This window comes from Paenibacillus selenitireducens, from assembly GCF_002021565.1.
Taxonomy (GTDB): Bacteria; Bacillota; Bacilli; order Paenibacillales; family Paenibacillaceae; genus Paenibacillus_K; species Paenibacillus_K selenitireducens.
The window spans coordinates 99,196-116,638 of sequence record NZ_MSZX01000014.1; the positions used below are offsets into that span (position 1 = coordinate 99,196).

Here is a 17,443-nt window from a genome sequence, read left to right on the forward strand (position 1 = left end):
CATTTTAAACGTATGATACAGACAGATCTGTCTCATGTCAATCATTATTTACCTTAATTTTGGAAATGGGTGATTACCATCGAAAAGAAAGAAAGCGCGAAAGAACGGATTTTACGGGTTGCATCCGATTTATTCTACAAGGACGGTGTGCGTGCTGTCGGTATCGATCGAATTATTGAAGAGTCAGGCGTCGCCAAGGCAAGCTTTTACCGTAACTACCCGACAAAGGATAGCCTTATTGTTGCATATCTAGAACTTAGGCACGACCGTAGAACAGATCATGTTGAAGCCGTAAAACTCAGATATCCCAATTCGCCGAAAGAGCAACTATATAGCCTTCTCGATGAAGCGCTTGAGCGAATGACAAATCCAGAATTCCGTGGATGTCCGTTTATGAATGCCGTTGTTGAATTCCCAGATTTGGATCATCCAGGCCACCAGTGTGCTGTAGAAAGTCGTCACCGCATTTGGGATTCTATTGAGGATATCGCTAAGGAAGCCGGCGCCAGAAGTCCAACAGAGCTTGTATCCCAGCTTAGGATGTTGATTGACGGAGCAACGATGAATGCTTACATCGATAAAGCTTCTTTTCGTTCAGAATACTTCATTAATGCGGCGAAGCAGTTGATCGAAGATCAATGTTCTGTTCATTCCCCGACATAAAAGAAACCCGGCAGCCAGAACGTGAAGAAGTTCTTGACTGCTGGGTTTTAATACATACCTCTTAAACCGTTGAATTCTAATCAGAAAATGATAGATTATTCCCTTCTCATTCGCATGGCAGTAATAAAGTAGACAATCAGGATACAGCCAAAAAGGTTCCATATACTTGGTATCCTTACGACAGCTAGATAAAGACCACATGGCAATGACCAAATCGTAACAATAAACATGAGGATTGCATTTCTGTATAACGAAGCAAAGATACCTAAGATCGCCGGGAGTATCAACATCAATAAAATGATTAGAATCGTACCTTTACCCGCGTGCGTGCTTGTATATGGATTCCAGAACAATAACATTGCACAGAGAATGATGCATCCCACGGATGCTAGGACACCCGCCTTTGACCATTTTGATTTCAAGGTAAGCCACCTCTCTCTAACAATTCCTTCCATCGGTAAGACGTTGTTATCTTCAGAAAGTTGAGCGGCAATGAAACCATGCCATAACAAAAAAGGCAGCCGTTGTTCATGGACGACAGCCTGTATTGAATCCTTCGCTGATATTTATTAGATAAACTAAAGTTTCGATGCGCCAATCATTACCCCTGTATCCCCGGGGTCTTTCACCGCTATTTGGGTAATCGCCCAATAGTCGAAGGATTCGCGAGGAATTTTCTCTACCGTAAGTACGGCACTGCCCGTTTCAATCGTCTCATTCATCACAACCAGCGGATAATCAAAGGCTATTTGGAATTTCTCGGGCGTTATTTTTTTCGACTGTAATCGTTCCACTTTTCCCATATGAGGACTTGAGCCGCCTGTTACCCAGAAATGATCGATAAACTCCTGCTTGGTCTCTTGGCGCAGTGAAGGTGATAAGACGGCATATTGCATAGCCCCGCTTCTTGTTTGTACGCCACGAATCCACGTATGAACTGCTTCTTCTGGAGATTGCGCTTCAAGTCCTCGCTCTAGACTATCCACTTGCATTGACAACTTGGATGCATCCGGCATGGTCACATCAATTCGATCGTCCTGAAACGCTACTTTCCCTTGAAGCTGTTCCACAATGGCTTTCAAAGATACCATGGCAGTTCCCTTATCCATCATGAGTTTAAAGGCACTACCAGCAAATTCTACGTTGTTGATAAAAATCCGCGGTCCCGATTCCGCAGCGAAGATCGAGCTCGAGACGAGCATAATTCCCGCACATACAGCAAGCCATACTCTCGAAGTTTTATTCATCAAATCCCTCCTCTTCAAATCATTCCCAATCGACTTGAAAATGACTCGGACGTTCATGAAATGAAGAGTGCGATCATGATTGACTCCAGCGTTGATCACATAACACGACGGACGTTTCGATTTTCCTCATAATATCATCCGGTATGATTCTCTTGTAGGCTTGCGATGCATCATCCTTCTTAATCACCGTGAATACACATAGAGTTTTCCATTTTCAGGTTTGATAAATCCCTTTCCTCTATACCCTCGGCGGATTAACTCATCCGTTAGTTCTTTCATAAACGCCCCGTGACTTACGACTAATACATTTGCGTCTTTATAGTTGTCTTCAATCCGATTGATTACTTGCTGTGCTCTTAATTGTGTATCCATTCTACCCTCGGCTTGCGATTTATGGGAGAAATACCACGCTACTCGCCCCATCAGCAACCATAAATTATAATGCAATTTGATGTTAGATTGGTTGACAGCATTCATCTTGATTTCTCTCAATTGATCTGTCGTAACCACTGGCCCTTGATAGATCTGTTCAGCCGTGGCAACAGCCCTTAACAAATCGCTTGAAATGCATATATCCCACGCCTGGCCCTTGTTAGGGTTAGCAGATGGGTACACATCCGATTGATTATAGGCTTCTACCCATTGATTGAATTGATCCGCTGTCATCCATGAATTCTGAGCTGTATACGTAACTTTGAAATGCCTAACTAAACCAATTTTCATAGAACTCCTTCATTCATTTCCATATGATTTTTGGATATTAGTACATGAGATCCTCTCGTATTTCTAGCCCATGCTCCGTGCAATAATCTCTGTATTTCTTCATGACTGTAAATATATCATCCTGCCCGATGATATTATCATTCTCGTCAAAATATTGAAGCGCTCCACCCAAAATAAACAAGGTTACGACCTCTTCATTCCCAGTTATTAGCGTTTGTATGTCACCGGGGGGTTCAAAAAGAAATGTGCCCGGTCTAGCAACCCAATCCCGTCCTTCATATCTCCATTCCCCTTGGATATTGTAGCCAATCACACTACCGCCAGTATGTCTGTGACGAGTCAAAGTTTTGTTGGCTTTGATCTTGAATAGATAGGTCCACATTCCTGTAGCTAAATCAAACCTTAATGGTTTAAAATGACAATTCACTTCCACTTCATCGAAAGGTACCCATGGATTCTCATCCAGATGAACCACCCTTTCAGGTAATTGGATACTCTCCGCGAGCTTAATAACGGCTTCTTGAATTAATGGATTCATAACCATGTTTCCCTCTCTTTAGCTAACGCTGCATTAGCGACAACTTTTCTGACTACATAATTCGCTTAAAATAACACTGTTAAATTCTGTGGAGATACAATCCATAAACACTTGGTCGTGCAGCTTACCATTCCGATATTTCACTTCTCTTCTCCGACCATATTCTTTGAAACCTGCCTTCTGATACGCGGCAATGCCTGCCTGGTTAAACGCGTATACGGATAACATGACATTGTGTAATCCGAGTATTGTGAACGCATAGTCTAGCATTAATTGCGTAGTTTCTGTTCCGTATCCCTTACCATGGTAGTTGACCTCGCCAATGACAATGCCGAATTCTGCATTTCTATCCTGAATATCTGCTAAATAGGTCAATCCAATGGGCTTGAAAGTCTCCAATTCATAAATCGTGAAGAACACGTATTGTTTGTTTCGAATAAATTGATCATAAGCATCATTTTGCTCTTCTAATGTCAAAGGTCTCATGCTCGCTGTTGTTCGATTGATGGTAAAATCATTATTCCATTGATAATACAAGTATATATGCTCTTTTTGAAGCGGGCCTAAACCCACTTTAGATCCTGCAAAATTAATGATGGGCTTTGAACTGTCCATGATTTCACCTCAGGTTATTCTTACAAATCACATACTCTTTCTCTATTTCAATTCGTTAAGATATTTGATGAGTTCTAATGTGGCAAACTGAACATGTCAGCCATGATATCCTCGAATATGGAATATGCCATGTAACCCCTCCTTTTCACTAACTGTATTCTACATAATAACCAAAAGTCTATATTTTTGTCTATTTTTAGGCTATGATTATGGTGAAATAAGGATTTCACTTACGACGAAACGCAAAAACAGCACTTCAGATGCCTTGCATCCATGTGCTGTTTTTTTAGTATGCGAAATCGTATTAGATATTACAGGCAAGCCCTAGCTTATGTAACACAGCTTCCAAATCACGCTTAGTTTCCTGATTCGTGATCATGCCTTCCTTGTTCATTTTCAAAGTAATATGAGGAATGATCAATGTTCCACCTTCTACAATGACAGCATTGATCATATTTAACGTAAGTAAAAGTGAAGCATGCGCCTTGTCTCCGCCCATTGGCGTTGGCGATGCACTGATAACCGCCGTAGGTTTATTGATAAATTCTCCCGATGAAACCAGCCAATCCAGCGCATTCTTCAAGACACCCGGCACACCATTCCCATATTCGGGCGTACATATCAGGACACCATCAGCCTCATTGATCTGTTTTCTTAGTTCTCTAACCTCACTTGCGCCTTCATCCGTATCATGGTCAGGGTTAAAATGCGGAAGTTCGCCCAATCCGTTATACACGGAAAACTTCATATTTTCTGGAGCGAGCGCAATCATGGCATTCATTAATGCTGTATTTGAAGATTGTTGCCGTAAACTTCCCGATATCGCTAAAATATGTATGTCTTTTTCCATCTTCATCATCCTATCTATTCAGCCTCTAAAAAACCAAATCATCAATAAATAGCTTAATTTGAGAAATATGATGTTGACTATGCCATACAAACCTTTGAAGAGCAATGTCCAAAGTGATCTTGTCCAGTACTTGGGTTCTTAATGTTCGTTGATAATCATCTGGTTGTAGACACCGGAGCAGTATGGCAAACCGCGCATGAAGCGTTTCTAATAGTACAAGTGAGTTTTCAATAGGCACTTCCCTGTAATCGGATAGCTCTGCCCATAAATCTTCACGATATGAACTCGACATCGGTTCGTCTTCAGTTAACGCTCTTTTGAACCGCAAATAGGCATTCAAGTCATTGTCCGCGATGTGATGCACGATTTGTTGAACGGTCCATCCATCTTGACGATAGGGGATGTGCAGTTGGGTAGGCTCAAGTACTTGAATCGTATTTCGAATCGTCTTTGAGATTTCTGGAATTTGATTGATCAGATTTTCGCGTTCCCCAGATGAAAGATTTGTAATTGCTTCAAACTGGCCTATAGGAAATCGTATGTTCATATATCCTCCAATCCCTAGCATCTAGGAAATAAAATAGGTTATGGCTAAACTAATCAGCCCTGAAATAATGAACGCGAATGGCTTCTGCTTGAACTTCATGATTCTGTTCTCAAGTACGTACTTTACCGGCCCTTGATTCTTAATATCTTGGGATTCCCTTTCTAATTCAAGCGTTGCATTGACGGCATCAAAACTATTCCCGGGTACGACGAAACGATTCCCGAAAGATCTTCCTTCCATAGAGAAGAAGATTCCTATCACAAGCACAAATAAGCTAAGGTAAAAAGAAACCGTAGAAAAAGCATATCCGTAATAAGAACTAATACACAGTGCGGCTACAAATACTAACACAACCGTCATCCCGATGAAGATACTTAGGTATTTCCATGTATTCCTTATACTCCGCAATGCCCCACCTCCAAATGGCTTCAGTCGTGACTTTTATATATATTGAGATATCATAAGCATATTTCCTTCATTATCTTTAAAAGAAAAACTTTGATGATCTCTATAAGATTCAATTGGGAAGACTTCTACTCCATTGTTCAACAACCGGCTATGAGCAGATTCAATGTCTCGGGTATTCAATGAGAACACGGGCTTGGTTACAATCACTTTATTCTCTGTCTTAAATAAATGCATCACGTATTTCCCATCCAGGGTTAATTCAACAAAATCATGAAACTGATGTTCGCCGAGCTGAAATCCAAGATTTTTACAGTACCAGTCGCTGGTTCGTTCTAAATCCTGTGCATACAACATGATGCCAAGAATATCCTTTTGGATGATGGGATCTTCACTTTTATGCTGTTTTGGAATTTGATCTAGTTAAATAAACAACACCATAAGTTCATCATCAACATACGATCCACCGATCTTCAGCGCATTTCTATCTCTCCCATATGTCTCAAAACCTAGTGAATGATATAGCTTTTGGGCAGGTTCATTATTCGAAATAACAGATAAGTAGATTCGTTCTATTCCATCCATTGTTTTTGCCTTATTTATGGCTTGCAACATTAACATCTTCCCGATTCCCTGCCTGCGTTGTTCCATATCCACGTACATCGCAACGATATTTGTCCGATGTTTTAGTTTGATTTTCTTTTCCAAAATCAACGTAACTACACCGACCAACTGGCCATTGAAAAAAGCCCCATACGTATAGAGATCCGGATTCCTCAATCTGGATTCAAAATGATCTAATGTATAGGCTTGCTCTTCTTCATAACTGGAGCTAAATGCCTCGGGATGAGCTTGTAGTCCTTGTAATCTCAAATTTCTATATAATGCTGCGTCATGAGAGTCAAGAGTTCTGATTTGCATAGGTGCCTCCTACCTCACACAAGATTAAGGTCAATTTATGTTTCTCCAGCAATAATTAGCTGCGCGATAAAATCGCCTTATATAGTTTAATGACGCTGACATGCATCCCTTCATGATACAAGCTAAAGCTGAGAAATTGTTGTGGCGTCGCAAGCGTCATGCCGAGTGAAGTTGTATAAGGTTGCGCGAGTTCCTCATCTAAACGGTGCTGTAATGCTTCACGAATCCGATCGATCTGCCCATTGAGCAGTACTTCAAGCTCTTGAAGGCTAGGGACGGTTACGGAGTCATGCCTATTCAGCGGTGAAGTTCCATTTTCGAAATGTTCCTTGAATCCTTCTGGCATCTGTAAAGGAAGACCCAAATACTGAAAAGCAAATCGTTCCAATACAACATAAATGTGCCCAAGATTCCAACGAATCGTATTTCGGAATCCCTCTGGAACTTGATCTGCCATGTCCTCTGTTACACCGTCCAAGATTTTTAAAGTCTGGCTTCGTACAAAGGACATCTGTGTGAAAACAAAGTGTTCCATCACGATCACTCCTCTAATTATGGATTTGAGTAAACTCGTATACAAAATCAATAGGCAGCAGCGGTTCTTCCGTAACAATTTCACTTTGATGTTGTGCACGTATCTTCAATTGCTCCGGGTTCAACGTAGTTATGTCGCTCGTTTGATGTAAAATAATATAAAGCAATGTATGACGAATTTTCATGAAATCATGCAAGTACGAGACTTCTTCAACCGTAACCGTATTCTGCTTCAAGTACCCTCTCATAAAACAATGGAAAAACGTTCGATAATATTCCTCTTTGTTCTCATATTTCTTCGCTGGATACCAAAGGGCATAGTATAAAGTAATTCCAATATCATTAATAAAATAGGTATAATGGCAATCATCAAAGTCAAACACATGCATGTTCTGCCCGTCCAGGTAAAAGTTCTTCTGATGAAGATCGGCATGAACGAGGCCATAGGTATCTCTTGTCTGAGGGATCAACCGTAGCCGATTAACCCTTTCCTTCAAGATATCGATCATGACATCATTGGGCATCAAATATGTTTCCGCTCTTAATTGCTCTTCCACTTCCCACGCCTGGCGTTTGTATTTCGCAGAACTTACTTCATATTTTTTGGTGGCGCGGTGTATGTTCCCGATGAGCTCTCCCCATGCTTCAAAAAGCGACTCGTTCCATACTTCCGTGGATATCGCATTTCCGCGTGCTTTTTCATAGGATATTACCAGAAATGAGCCCTGATCCTTAGGGATTTCCTCGATCCATTGCCCTTTCGCGGATGGAATGGCTCTCGCAACCGTTATCCCTTGATCTGCCAAATGATTCAACCACTCCAACTCACCCATGATATAATCCACGGTGCGCCGAATCGTGTGGGTGATCTTCAAAACGTACGATTTACCATTCTTCGCGTATTCGTATACAAAACTCTCGAACCCTCCCAAGGATCGTACATCACCAGGTTCGATATCATATCTTTGGATCGCTTCATTCAGAATGTCTTCAGTAAATTGTGCTTTAATTTCAGGTATCATGTAGAGGTCTCCTAGATTCTTAAAATGTCGCCTCCAACGTCCACTTCAATCGGCGAATCCATTCTTGTTTCACGTCATGATTCGCATGAATGATTCGACACATGACTTGGAGTACGCGAGATACAGCGTAAATTTGAATCAAATCGCTTGATACGGGTTGATCCGAATGAGAACGATATGCATGCAAAAAGGTATTGCTTAATTGTTTGGCATTTCCGGGATAATGTAACGTGACGAACCAAATTACCCAAGCTATATCCTGCAAATAACTACCCCAACCAGACCATTCCCAATCAACTACGGACAGCCCATTTGGCGTATAGATCACATTATGTGGGCCGTAATCACCATGAACTAAAACAGGTTCGCCCATATCCTGATGATTTAATAAGGCATGAGCCTCTTTCAATAACGCTTTTGGAATATAATCAAGTAATTCAAGATCACAATTGATTAAATTAAGTTGCGGAAGGTGAACATTAATATCAACCTGTCTAATTCGATGAATATCTGTAGCAAGATGTTTACCTAATTGGTCAAAAAGTTCCTCAGACCTCTCAATATCGCGTTGATCTAATATCTTCTGGCCATTTATCCCCGCAACATAATCCATGATCATAAAACGGAATCCATCCTCTTCAAACGTTTCGAATACTCGAGGAGTTAATGGATTATCATGTATCATATATAAACAATTCAATTCAGCGACGCCATCCAACTGTTCTGCATGTGATATTTTAGCTATTAAAGGCTGAGGCATTCCTTCAAGGATGTAAGCTAAATTCGTATACCCGCCTGTTAGTGGTTTCAGTGTAATATTCGGGTATTTACGCTGTAGAATACTTTCAAACATGTAGCGCCCACCACTCCTTAACAATGCATAGGCTTAGTTGGCATCCCCTATATAGCACGGCTTCAAGGCTTCATCCTGCAAATTTTTCACTAATGTTTTCGGGTAAACACGAACTTCATGCAATCGACTAATCTCAACCCATTCTACACCGATTTGATCGTTATCCAGTTGGGTAGCTTGCGTTACATCTACATTTGTCGTCATCGTGCATTCGAAATAGAACTCAACCTGATGAAAATCAGCATCCCACGCAGCGAATTCATGATGTTTTCCAATGTACTCTCGAACGTAAACAATATCTTTTACATCTACCTCACACCCTAGTTCTTCCATACACTCACGTTGTACCGTTTCTCGAAGTTGTTCATATTTCTCCTGCCCGCCACCCGGAAACAAATAGTATTCCCCTTGTTCATCGCGATTTTTGGTTAATAGGATCCGATGATCTTGTATAATCATAGCTTTCGCTGAATTACGTATAGGTTTCATATTCATTTTCAAACTCCTTCTTGTTCCATTCCTAGAACCTCTTATATCTACGTTTACGGATCGGTTCCTGCTTCTTTGTCATGAGAAATAGATACCACCAGATGATAATCAACACATCACTGATGCCAACATAAATCGCACCTGCCGATCCCGCGATCGCCTGATCAGCAATGTATCTGAACTCGGTCACGCCTTCCGGCCGTCCCATCGCAATAATGAGCGTAAGCACAAAGGATGCCGCCACATTGGTTACTTGAATGAAAGACATCAGCACTAACCTTAACCGGATCAAAGAAACAACACTTGTCACCAGTGTTGCTCCCATAATGATGTAATAGATCATGATTATCCACAAAGGCTCCGTAGTTCCCATGACTCACCTCGTCAGATCTATTTTACGGAAATGAACATTATCTCAACTTAGCAATCTGCATATTGCACTCTAGCTATAGACTAATAAAGTGGGTTCATTCCATATGATTTCCTTCCTACGAGTGTGACATCTAGCTCATCTACTCGATCGCGATATGCTCCGAAACTCTGACTAATAATAAATCGATAAGTTCCTCATCCATATACTGATATTCATCGGGAATATCCAGACAAATGACAGTTTTCGCGCTAATCTCTTGAGCGAACTTCGATTGTATTCTTCGCAAATGCTTCTTCTCCATCACGAAAACTATGTCTGCCCATCCGATATGACCCGCAGTCACTTTTATCCGTGCGTTCTCTTCTGTTCCTGCAGACCTGACCTGGAATTGATCATAAGGTTGAAAAATCTTCTCTGCAGTTAGACTTCTCCATTTATTTCGGCTACAAACAAACAATAACTTACGCATGTACGAGGAAGAACCTCCTTCATGAATACAACAAACTACCTCGAATCCGATCCTTGCATTCTCTATCGCGTTGCTTGCAATATCCGTTGGATATGTCCATCAGACTCTTTCAATTTATTCTTAATAAATGGGTCTGTATTTTCCGGAAGATCCTTCATACTAAAGAATTGAGCTGCTAATACTTCGACGCCATCCGGCTGGATTTCACCTTCAAATTCGGTACAAGCATAGCCAATGACAACATTATAGTATTCATGACCGTTTCGTAGTTTCGTATACAACTCTTTGCCCGAGAAGACGCCAATCAACTGTAGAGATTTCAAGGTAAGCCCAATTTCTTCTTTTACCTCACGGATCGCGCATTCTTCTACGGACTCGCCTAATTCCATTAATCCACCTGGAACACCCCACACGTTATTCACATACTGAACAAGTAATATCTCCGCCTGTGGATTGATGACGATGACACTTGGTCTAACTAGGATAAGCGGTGAACTGCCTACAAGCTCACGAATCGATTCTATGTATCCCATAGTATACCTCCATTTTCACGCTGGATTTATTTATGCCTCACTAGATTTCAGGAAAATGTGATTTAACCTTTGTATCGCTTGCTTCAAGTTTGTCACTTTATTGTGTTGGAGCCACATGTCTACATCCTTTAAATGCCGGATCAGAGGTGTCTGATGTTGAAAGATGCTATGGGGCAATAGTTCCTCTTGCTTGTTCCTAGCAAATTTAGCTTTACCAACCAACCACTCCACAAATCTGCGACTTCTGTAATACATCGTTCCTAAATAGATTCTAAGCTTGGATCGTTCAACGGGCTTCAAGAAAGATACCTCCCTATCACGGCACAATCATCATCTATACATCCTCATTAAATAATCTTTGAATGAATTCGACTCGGTTACCAAATGGATCCCGACACTCGAAACGCACATACCCAGTGATCGGTACGGATTCCAGAATCTCCACGGCATGCTGATCCAGCAAACTTCTTATTTTATCAAGATCACGTACTTCATAAGCCAAATGAGCTTTGGTCTTGGACCTGTCAACGCCATCTTCCGTCCCAATGTGTAGGGCTTGTGCTCCGATTTGAACCCAGAACCCGCCTCTTCCTTCTAAGGAAGCTGGTTTAGGAATTTCGTTAAGTTGTAACAGCTCACAGTAAAAACGTCTCGCGGCTAACTCTTGGTTTTTCGGAATCGTAATTTGTGCATGATGAAACCCAACAATCATTGGAATTCCTCCTTCTCGTACCCAAACAATGAATATCCAATATGATCCTATTTCTTAGTTGTTAGGTAATAAATAAACCCGACCTTGGATTAAGATCATCTGAGGCCGGGTTGCTTACTGCAGATACTTCATTTTACATTATTATACATAAGATGCTAGATAGATTCTATCTCGAATTACTTACGGCTTTTCATCATCATTTTGTCTATTATCGTTCGAGCTCCGTAATACATGACGATGAATATGATAATTCCTACAAGTATCCGTGACCATCCAAAACTAATGTTAGGCCCGAAGGAGACTTGTGACGCGAAGTGGTCTACATCGCTATTACTATTCATAATATCCGGAACATAGTTGCCAGTTAACCACATCCCTTGAACAATCTTCCACCCATAACCGATCATAAGCAATGCAGCCGTGACGATAATGGTTTCGATGCTGAGTCGTTTATTTAGCTTCATGGTGTTGCATGACCCCCATTCCATTCCTTATGAAACTGTCTGATGTACTCTTCCATAAATTGATGTCTGCTCTCAGCTAGCTCTCTAGCATACGGTGTATTCATTAAATCCTTCAGTTTAAATAGTTTGTCTTCAAAATGTTGAATCGCTGTTTTATCGAATGAATGGTGCCCATCCTCGTTTTCCTTGATCTCCGGGTTATAAATGAGTTGCCCCTTCCAGCCTGAATATGCAAAAGTCCTCGCAATCCCGATTGCGCCAAGCGCATCCAACCGATCCGCATCTTGAACGACCTGACCTTCCAATGTTGCTAGAGGTGCGTTCTTCCCCCCGTTATAGGACATGTTGGAGATAATATACATCACTTGATCGATTACGCTTGGATCGTCTTCCGTTATCATTAACCAATCATGTACCTTATCGAGTCCTTTTTGTTTGGATTCGTTTAACTTTTCATCCGCTACATCATGAAGGAGTGCTGCTAACTCACAAACATAATTATCCGCGCGTTCTCTTCTTGCAATCTCGAGCGCTAGCTGTCGAACACGATGAATATGCCACCAGTCATGACCGCTGGGATCCTTCTCTAAATATTGCTTAGCAAATTGCTCTGCCAACTGAATTACTTCATCTTTCGTTTTTCGCATATTCAACCTCTTCGTTGTTATTCATTTTCAGTTCACGTCTGTCCATCGATCTCAATGACTTGCTCAGGATTCTCATATCGTCTCAGAATTAAATAAGCGACTAGAAATAGAACCGTCGTAAATTCTAGCATAATATCAGTGATCACATCCGTAACAGTCCCAATGACCCATGAATCGATCACATATCCCAAAAAATAGGAAATCCCCCATTGGATCAAACCAATACTAACCAGGATCATAAAAAACTCCCATGTCCTTCCCTTAACCATCTGATTACTTCGTGAAATCGGATTATTGCCATATGTTCCTTCCAAAATAATAATGTAATTCACGAAAAGGAATCGGGTTGTATAGACCAATCCTGGCACAATAAAACAAATCATACCGATGATTACTAGAAACTTAACAATAATTCCGAATCCGATGACTTTCGGCCAGAACTTAACACCTTGTTGGAACGACTCTTTTACGCTGATTGTTCTCTCTTTCATCATTTGAGGGAACATAAAGCAGATGATGACCGAGGGGACGATGGATAACAATAAGTTCAAAATGAAAGTAATCATGACAGTTCTGCTTGTTATCGTCCCTATATCTATATCGATTAACAAGAAATTTTTTATCGCTTCAACCGGTAGAGCGACGATCATTACGATGCAAATGATCTTCATGATATTCTTGATGTATAAGCCCCAGGCTTTTCGAAGTAAATTCATTCCCTGCAATTCATTCTCAAGCTCAAAATTATTCATGAATGACTCCCTTTTCCTCAAGACTTAAAATACATGTGGATCGGTTAACACCGCCCACTGTATCGCAGGCCTTTCATCTGAATCCAAGGTTATCGTTCCTACCAACATTCCCGTGTTATTAGGGGTCTCCAGAAAGTGATATAACATAAATCTAATAATGCTAGACATGTGTAACCCCAGTAACGCTTGTGAAGGAATCCAATGAAGTTCACCTTCCTCGGAGTTTATGAACTGCGTCTGATCGGTATTCCCAAAATAAACATATTGCTGTCTGATCTCATCGTTCTTGATTCTCAAGAGAATATAGCGAAGTTTTAGGTCATGGATTTCAGATTCTTCAATGCCTGATTCTTCATAAATCTCTCGTAGGCATGCCCGCATGGGATCATTCAATTCATGAGGTTCAAGATGGCCTCCAAGTCCGCTCCAGAATTCTACGTCAGAGAACTTATTCGGAGATTTCTTTATCATAAGCACGTTATCTTGATGAAAAATAAAAGCCGTAGCCATCTGCCGTAGTTCCATCCGAATCACCTTTTCATTTCCAAGAGTCTTTCTTGCAACATCAATAAACGCCTGGCGCAATTGATCAGCTCACAAGACCATCCTACTTACTGGCAGCAATTAATTCTTCCATTTTAAACAGCGAGTGTACATGGAGCCCGATTTCCTCAAGCTTCCGTCGTCCCTCCGGGTTTCGCTCAATGACACATATCACATCTTGAACGATAGCTCCCGCTTCTCTTAAATCCGCCGTACTGAGAATAACTTGCCCGCCAGTCGTGATCACGTCTTCGATGATACAAATTCTTTTCCCTTGAATCGCAGCACCCTCTGCTAATTTTGAGGTTCCATAAGTTTTGGCTTTCTTTCTGACGAAAGCAGCGGGCACGCCCGATTTGAGCGACATCGCAGTTGCAATCGGGATTCCCCCCATTTCAAGACCCGCCAATACTTCAATCCCTTGAGGAATCATTCGAACCAACTCTTCAGATACCTTATTCAATACACCTGGCTCTGCCTCAAAAAGATATTTATCGAAGTATTCATTCGATATCTGCCCTGATCGTAGTGTGAAGGAACCCGTAAGGTGTGCAACTTCGTAAATCTCTCTTGCAAGGTTTTGGGAATTCATGTGATCCTCCTGGGATTTTCCATATATTATAATATGCTTTCCCGAAAATATCTAACATCATTAGACAAAATAACTAAGATTTCTCATATATGACTTGAAAAATAAGACAGCCCTCCACTGGAGAACTGCCTCTCAAGCTTAAAAAACACGAATATCCTGTACCTGATATGGATAATCCATCTGTTTTTGAATATTTCCGACATCTTCAGCACTCAAAAAGAGCCCGATGAGATAAAGCTCTAAATCTATCGAAGTAGCGACTCCCCCGCCCGTAATGATTTTTCCATCATGTACAATCCTAGCTTGAACAACTTCTGTACAATAGGGCTCAAATAATTCCACCTTAACTCCCTCGTGCCGAAACCGCCAGGAACAAAGACAATATCATAAGTCGATAAATCGGGGTTGATCTTGTTCGCTTTCACCGTCATACCGAGTTCATCCGTGATCTCTTCTTGCAGCGCACAAATCTCCCAGGTTGAATCTTTCGTCGACTCAAAATACTGCAATCGTGTAATGACATCATAAAACCCCACAAAATCAAGAAATGTGATGCCATTGAATAAAATAAATGCTATTTTCATTCCAGCATGCTCCTTATACAGGCGTTATCTTGTTACGATTTAGTCGTCCCTGGTGTATTCTCTCGCTTGAAAGTTCTACGAATTGCCAATCACCGTTCCAAATGTAATTTTCATATTCGGGGCACTCACCAAATAGGAATCGATCGATAATATTTGAGATAGATTCAGTTCAATTTCATATTGTCGCTCTGCATCACTCCGAGTCAGCCCGCGTTGGATTAGATTCGCAATAACTTCTTCCCTATTGCCGGGAGGAGAACCTAAGCCGTCTTCAAGAATAGATTGAAATAATTGTTCTTTCTCCGCTTCATTCATATGCACATCCAGAAAGTTCACTTTATCACTGACTCTGCATTGAATATGACGAACACCCAGTTGACTCAGATAAATAGGAAGCTTAAGTCCGATATTCCCATCTTTCCCAAGTCGTTTCTGGTCATTTTCAAAGAGCTTCTGAAGTATTCCCAAATTAGCGACATTGGACGAATCTTCTCCATGCAGAACGATATTGGACATCGCCGAAATCCAGTGTGGTTCCATGCAGATAATCATCCCACCATCCACGACCGAACGAATCATTTTGCCAAGGATTGCTTGCGGGTCTGTCATATGCAACAAAAAAGCATGGCATATCGCAATATCGTATTGCGGTTCTGCTTGCAATTCTTCGATGTTACGTACGATGAATGTTGTTTTATAGGGAAGGTTTTTATAGATTTCCTTCGCTTTATCGATTAACTTCTCCCCTTGATCCATTCCCGTATAGGATGAGCCAGGCGGAAGTAAAGGCAGCAGTTTCAACCCTAAATAACCGTATCCGCACCCATAGTCTACGATATGAACTGGCGATTGAATTTTCCAAACCTGCTTAACCAAGAACTCAAGATAATCATCATTGTAATAGAGATTTCTCGTATTCTTTAAATACTCGATTTTCGTATCCCAATAATATTCTTCCATGTTGATGATCCTTTCTTCATTCTTGCAGGTGCAAGTTTCGTTGTAATGATGCAGATGTAAAATATGGCTTATTCGATCAGCTTGATCAGCCCTCACGAAACCTATAGAACGATAGAAAACATCCGCATCATAGCTATCCGTATGTAATACGAGCATTCGATAATGAGCCTGCGCTCTTCGAATAATTTCATGGACTAACTCTCTGCCAACTCCCATTCGTCGGTAGGCTTCTAACACGTACATTCTCCGTAACCGACCTACACCTGGTTCAAAATGATAAGGATCTTGGTTTAAGCCACAAATCCCAATGAGTTCCTTGCCTTTAAATGCTCCAAGAAGCACTTCTCCAGTGTGATCAAATCGATTATGACCTTCTATAAAGTCATTCATTAATCTTTGCATATGTCGATACCCTGCACGATTGCTCTCTTCAAGTATTTCATTTAATACAGTACGGTCTAATTGGACTATTTCTTGAATCTCGAAATCACTCATCTGCGTTCATATCTCCCCGCAAAAATGTTGGTCAAAGCCTAAGCCAGATGTCTTCTTAAGAAGTCAACAACATTATGAAATGCCCGCTGTACAGATGGCTCATGGAAATGCTGATCAAACCCATGATCCCCACCCTCGATCGTGATCAGTCTCGTATCGACACCATACTCCTGAAGTTTCTCGTTCATGATTACAGATTGTTCGTAGGGTACATCGGTATCTTGATTCCCGTGCAACAATAAGGTAGGCGGAAACTCCGAAGTCAAATTTTGAATCGGATTCATCCTCGTTAATTTCGCCTTGTCGCGAATACGATCGTACCCTGTTACCTCGGAAACCCAATTCCCTTGCTGCCGGCAAAATAGGTAATAATTAAAACGATCCCACGACCCATCCGTTATCTCTCGGTCTCCTAGCAACTCGTAAGCATTACTTCTATGAACCATGGGTCTGCTGCAATAATGCTCACTTGGATTCGCTAACCAATCACCGAGAATATCACCATAGCCATAAAAAGAGACGATCGCTTTCGCTTTGAATCCCATCGTTCCAGCTAATAAGCTCAGATAGCCTCCTGCGGAACTCCCCATCAAGATAATCTGACTCGCATCAAAATCATACCATTGTATCGCCGTATTTTTTACCCAGGTCAAGGCATCACGAATATCTTCGATAATCCATTCCATCTTCGTCTCAGGAGCTAATCGGTAATCTATACTAATCACACTGAAACCCGCATTTGTGAAAAACTCGATTTGTTCCTGCGGCAACCAAGATTTACTTCCGAATATTAAAGCTCCCCCATGGAAATATACGATTACCGGCGTACTTCTGCCCTGATCAAACACATCGGCATACAGGCTGCAATTCTCCAGCTCTTTATATATTCTGGTTTGTTTCATCCGAGCCATT

Annotated in this window: 27 protein-coding genes and 1 pseudogene; 1 reads left to right on the forward strand and 27 read right to left on the reverse strand. The window is 41.2% G+C overall.

Translation table 11 applies throughout. The features are described 5' to 3' along the window. The first annotated feature begins 69 nt into the window (after positions 1-69). Entirely contained in the window at positions 70-663 is a 594-nt protein-coding gene (locus tag BVG16_RS27150) for a TetR/AcrR family transcriptional regulator (RefSeq protein ID WP_233147188.1), read from the forward strand. Positions 664-1,241: 578 nt separating this feature from the next. Here BVG16_RS27150 and BVG16_RS27160 read toward each other — a convergent pair. The 27 genes and pseudogenes from BVG16_RS27160 to BVG16_RS27285 form a co-directional block, all read right to left on the reverse strand. After that, positions 1,242-1,910 (reverse strand): hypothetical protein, encoded by a 669-nt coding sequence (locus tag BVG16_RS27160; protein ID WP_078502333.1) that lies wholly within the window; start codon positions 1,908-1,910, stop codon positions 1,242-1,244. Positions 1,911-2,093: 183 nt separating this feature from the next. Beyond that, complete coding sequence (locus tag BVG16_RS27165; protein WP_078502334.1) at positions 2,094-2,633, reverse strand: histidine phosphatase family protein; 540 nt, start codon at positions 2,631-2,633, stop codon at positions 2,094-2,096. Between the two features lie 37 nt (positions 2,634-2,670). Then, positions 2,671-3,171, reverse strand: a complete 501-nt coding sequence (locus tag BVG16_RS27170; protein WP_078502414.1) for a 2,4'-dihydroxyacetophenone dioxygenase family protein — start codon at positions 3,169-3,171, stop codon at positions 2,671-2,673. Positions 3,172-3,204: 33 nt separating this feature from the next. Beyond that, on the reverse strand, positions 3,205-3,786 hold the full coding sequence (locus BVG16_RS27175) for a GNAT family N-acetyltransferase (protein ID WP_078502335.1): 582 nt from the start codon (positions 3,784-3,786) through the stop codon (positions 3,205-3,207). A 304-nt stretch (positions 3,787-4,090) separates the two neighbouring features. Continuing rightward, the gene (locus tag BVG16_RS27180; RefSeq protein WP_078502336.1) at positions 4,091-4,645 is read right to left on the reverse strand and encodes an NADPH-dependent FMN reductase; all 555 of its coding nucleotides are present in this window, start codon (positions 4,643-4,645) and stop codon (positions 4,091-4,093) included. 16 nt (positions 4,646-4,661) lie between these two features. Further along, complete coding sequence (locus BVG16_RS27185) at positions 4,662-5,183, reverse strand: YfiT family bacillithiol transferase (protein ID WP_078502337.1); 522 nt, start codon at positions 5,181-5,183, stop codon at positions 4,662-4,664. A 21-nt stretch (positions 5,184-5,204) separates the two neighbouring features. Then, a complete protein-coding gene (locus tag BVG16_RS27190; RefSeq protein WP_078502338.1) occupies positions 5,205-5,591 on the reverse strand; it encodes a hypothetical protein in 387 nt (128 codons plus the stop codon). Between the two features lie 33 nt (positions 5,592-5,624). Beyond that, the gene (locus tag BVG16_RS27195) at positions 5,625-5,945 is read right to left on the reverse strand and encodes a VOC family protein (protein ID WP_078502339.1); all 321 of its coding nucleotides are present in this window, start codon (positions 5,943-5,945) and stop codon (positions 5,625-5,627) included. Positions 5,946-6,011: 66 nt separating this feature from the next. Next, positions 6,012-6,509: a GNAT family N-acetyltransferase gene (locus tag BVG16_RS27200; RefSeq protein ID WP_078502340.1), complete on the reverse strand. Its 498-nt coding sequence runs from the start codon at positions 6,507-6,509 to the stop codon at positions 6,012-6,014. 55 nt (positions 6,510-6,564) lie between these two features. Next, on the reverse strand, positions 6,565-7,044 hold the full coding sequence (locus BVG16_RS27205; RefSeq protein ID WP_078502341.1) for a DinB family protein: 480 nt from the start codon (positions 7,042-7,044) through the stop codon (positions 6,565-6,567). Between the two features lie 13 nt (positions 7,045-7,057). Then, positions 7,058-8,065: a phosphotransferase enzyme family protein gene (locus tag BVG16_RS27210; RefSeq protein ID WP_078502342.1), complete on the reverse strand. Its 1,008-nt coding sequence runs from the start codon at positions 8,063-8,065 to the stop codon at positions 7,058-7,060. A gap of 19 nt (positions 8,066-8,084) precedes the next feature. Beyond that, entirely contained in the window at positions 8,085-8,918 is an 834-nt protein-coding gene (locus BVG16_RS27215) for a phosphotransferase family protein (RefSeq protein WP_078502343.1), read from the reverse strand. A 33-nt stretch (positions 8,919-8,951) separates the two neighbouring features. After that, positions 8,952-9,413: an NUDIX domain-containing protein gene (locus BVG16_RS27220; protein WP_408635386.1), complete on the reverse strand. Its 462-nt coding sequence runs from the start codon at positions 9,411-9,413 to the stop codon at positions 8,952-8,954. 25 nt (positions 9,414-9,438) lie between these two features. Then, complete coding sequence (locus BVG16_RS27225) at positions 9,439-9,780, reverse strand: hypothetical protein (RefSeq protein ID WP_078502344.1); 342 nt, start codon at positions 9,778-9,780, stop codon at positions 9,439-9,441. A gap of 139 nt (positions 9,781-9,919) precedes the next feature. Beyond that, positions 9,920-10,249, reverse strand: coding sequence for a low molecular weight protein tyrosine phosphatase family protein (locus BVG16_RS27230; RefSeq protein WP_078502345.1), 330 nt, complete (start codon positions 10,247-10,249; stop codon positions 9,920-9,922). A 62-nt stretch (positions 10,250-10,311) separates the two neighbouring features. Beyond that, positions 10,312-10,782: an NUDIX hydrolase gene (locus tag BVG16_RS27235; protein ID WP_078502346.1), complete on the reverse strand. Its 471-nt coding sequence runs from the start codon at positions 10,780-10,782 to the stop codon at positions 10,312-10,314. 30 nt (positions 10,783-10,812) lie between these two features. Further along, on the reverse strand, positions 10,813-11,082 hold the full coding sequence (locus BVG16_RS27240) for a hypothetical protein (protein ID WP_078502347.1): 270 nt from the start codon (positions 11,080-11,082) through the stop codon (positions 10,813-10,815). Positions 11,083-11,116: 34 nt separating this feature from the next. Continuing rightward, positions 11,117-11,494 carry a VOC family protein gene (locus BVG16_RS27245; RefSeq protein ID WP_078502348.1) on the reverse strand — a complete coding sequence of 126 codons (378 nt, stop codon included), beginning with the start codon at positions 11,492-11,494 and terminating at the stop codon, positions 11,117-11,119. Between the two features lie 176 nt (positions 11,495-11,670). After that, complete coding sequence (locus tag BVG16_RS27250; protein ID WP_078502349.1) at positions 11,671-11,958, reverse strand: hypothetical protein; 288 nt, start codon at positions 11,956-11,958, stop codon at positions 11,671-11,673. Further along, a complete protein-coding gene (locus tag BVG16_RS27255; RefSeq protein WP_078502350.1) occupies positions 11,955-12,605 on the reverse strand; it encodes an HD domain-containing protein in 651 nt (216 codons plus the stop codon). The genes BVG16_RS27250 and BVG16_RS27255 overlap by 4 nt, the downstream gene beginning before the upstream one ends. Positions 12,606-12,637: 32 nt before the next feature. Beyond that, positions 12,638-13,357, reverse strand: coding sequence for a hypothetical protein (locus BVG16_RS27260; RefSeq protein WP_078502351.1), 720 nt, complete (start codon positions 13,355-13,357; stop codon positions 12,638-12,640). Positions 13,358-13,381: 24 nt separating this feature from the next. Then, positions 13,382-13,882: an NUDIX domain-containing protein gene (locus tag BVG16_RS27265; RefSeq protein WP_144027505.1), complete on the reverse strand. Its 501-nt coding sequence runs from the start codon at positions 13,880-13,882 to the stop codon at positions 13,382-13,384. Positions 13,883-13,964: 82 nt separating this feature from the next. Beyond that, positions 13,965-14,492, reverse strand: coding sequence for an orotate phosphoribosyltransferase (pyrE, locus tag BVG16_RS27270; protein WP_078502352.1), 528 nt, complete (start codon positions 14,490-14,492; stop codon positions 13,965-13,967). Between the two features lie 245 nt (positions 14,493-14,737). Beyond that, positions 14,738-15,076 (reverse strand): type 1 glutamine amidotransferase family protein, encoded by a 339-nt coding sequence (locus tag BVG16_RS27275; protein ID WP_332888816.1) that lies wholly within the window; start codon positions 15,074-15,076, stop codon positions 14,738-14,740. A gap of 75 nt (positions 15,077-15,151) precedes the next feature. Beyond that, a complete protein-coding gene (locus tag BVG16_RS33530) occupies positions 15,152-16,036 on the reverse strand; it encodes a methyltransferase domain-containing protein (protein WP_233147193.1) in 885 nt (294 codons plus the stop codon). A 66-nt stretch (positions 16,037-16,102) separates the two neighbouring features. Further along, positions 16,103-16,531: pseudogene (locus BVG16_RS33535) on the reverse strand (GNAT family N-acetyltransferase); the annotation flags it as partial. 38 nt (positions 16,532-16,569) lie between these two features. Next, positions 16,570-17,433, reverse strand: a complete 864-nt coding sequence (locus BVG16_RS27285) for an alpha/beta hydrolase (RefSeq protein ID WP_078502354.1) — start codon at positions 17,431-17,433, stop codon at positions 16,570-16,572. Between the last annotated feature and the right edge of the window lie 10 nt (positions 17,434-17,443).

Excerpts from the sequence above, each read along its gene's own strand:
- BVG16_RS27160 (WP_078502333.1), bottom strand. The coding sequence starts at position 1,910 with ATGAATAAAACTTCGAGAGTATGGCTTGCTGTATGTGCGGGAATTATG.
- BVG16_RS27165 (WP_078502334.1), bottom strand. The coding sequence starts at position 2,633 with ATGAAAATTGGTTTAGTTAGGCATTTCAAAGTTACGTATACAGCTCAG.
- BVG16_RS27170 (WP_078502414.1), bottom strand. The coding sequence starts at position 3,171 with ATGAATCCATTAATTCAAGAAGCCGTTATTAAGCTCGCGGAGAGTATC.
- BVG16_RS27175 (WP_078502335.1), bottom strand. The coding sequence starts at position 3,786 with ATGGACAGTTCAAAGCCCATCATTAATTTTGCAGGATCTAAAGTGGGT.
- BVG16_RS27180 (WP_078502336.1), bottom strand. The coding sequence starts at position 4,645 with ATGATGAAGATGGAAAAAGACATACATATTTTAGCGATATCGGGAAGT.
- BVG16_RS27185 (WP_078502337.1), bottom strand. The coding sequence starts at position 5,183 with ATGAACATACGATTTCCTATAGGCCAGTTTGAAGCAATTACAAATCTT.
- BVG16_RS27195 (WP_078502339.1), bottom strand. The coding sequence starts at position 5,945 with ATGTTGTATGCACAGGATTTAGAACGAACCAGCGACTGGTACTGTAAA.
- BVG16_RS27200 (WP_078502340.1), bottom strand. The coding sequence starts at position 6,509 with ATGCAAATCAGAACTCTTGACTCTCATGACGCAGCATTATATAGAAAT.
- BVG16_RS27205 (WP_078502341.1), bottom strand. The coding sequence starts at position 7,044 with ATGGAACACTTTGTTTTCACACAGATGTCCTTTGTACGAAGCCAGACT.
- BVG16_RS27210 (WP_078502342.1), bottom strand. The coding sequence starts at position 8,065 with ATGATACCTGAAATTAAAGCACAATTTACTGAAGACATTCTGAATGAA.
- BVG16_RS27215 (WP_078502343.1), bottom strand. The coding sequence starts at position 8,918 with ATGTTTGAAAGTATTCTACAGCGTAAATACCCGAATATTACACTGAAA.
- BVG16_RS27220 (WP_408635386.1), bottom strand. The coding sequence starts at position 9,413 with ATGAATATGAAACCTATACGTAATTCAGCGAAAGCTATGATTATACAA.
- BVG16_RS27225 (WP_078502344.1), bottom strand. The coding sequence starts at position 9,780 with ATGGGAACTACGGAGCCTTTGTGGATAATCATGATCTATTACATCATT.
- BVG16_RS27230 (WP_078502345.1), bottom strand. The coding sequence starts at position 10,249 with ATGCGTAAGTTATTGTTTGTTTGTAGCCGAAATAAATGGAGAAGTCTA.
- BVG16_RS27235 (WP_078502346.1), bottom strand. The coding sequence starts at position 10,782 with ATGGGATACATAGAATCGATTCGTGAGCTTGTAGGCAGTTCACCGCTT.
- BVG16_RS27245 (WP_078502348.1), bottom strand. The coding sequence starts at position 11,494 with ATGATTGTTGGGTTTCATCATGCACAAATTACGATTCCGAAAAACCAA.
- BVG16_RS27250 (WP_078502349.1), bottom strand. The coding sequence starts at position 11,958 with ATGAAGCTAAATAAACGACTCAGCATCGAAACCATTATCGTCACGGCT.
- BVG16_RS27255 (WP_078502350.1), bottom strand. The coding sequence starts at position 12,605 with ATGCGAAAAACGAAAGATGAAGTAATTCAGTTGGCAGAGCAATTTGCT.
- BVG16_RS27260 (WP_078502351.1), bottom strand. The coding sequence starts at position 13,357 with ATGAATAATTTTGAGCTTGAGAATGAATTGCAGGGAATGAATTTACTT.
- BVG16_RS27265 (WP_144027505.1), bottom strand. The coding sequence starts at position 13,882 with ATGGAACTACGGCAGATGGCTACGGCTTTTATTTTTCATCAAGATAAC.
- pyrE (WP_078502352.1), bottom strand. The coding sequence starts at position 14,492 with ATGAATTCCCAAAACCTTGCAAGAGAGATTTACGAAGTTGCACACCTT.
- BVG16_RS27275 (WP_332888816.1), bottom strand. The coding sequence starts at position 15,076 with ATGAAAATAGCATTTATTTTATTCAATGGCATCACATTTCTTGATTTT.
- BVG16_RS33530 (WP_233147193.1), bottom strand. The coding sequence starts at position 16,036 with ATGGAAGAATATTATTGGGATACGAAAATCGAGTATTTAAAGAATACG.
- BVG16_RS27285 (WP_078502354.1), bottom strand. The coding sequence starts at position 17,433 with ATGAAACAAACCAGAATATATAAAGAGCTGGAGAATTGCAGCCTGTAT.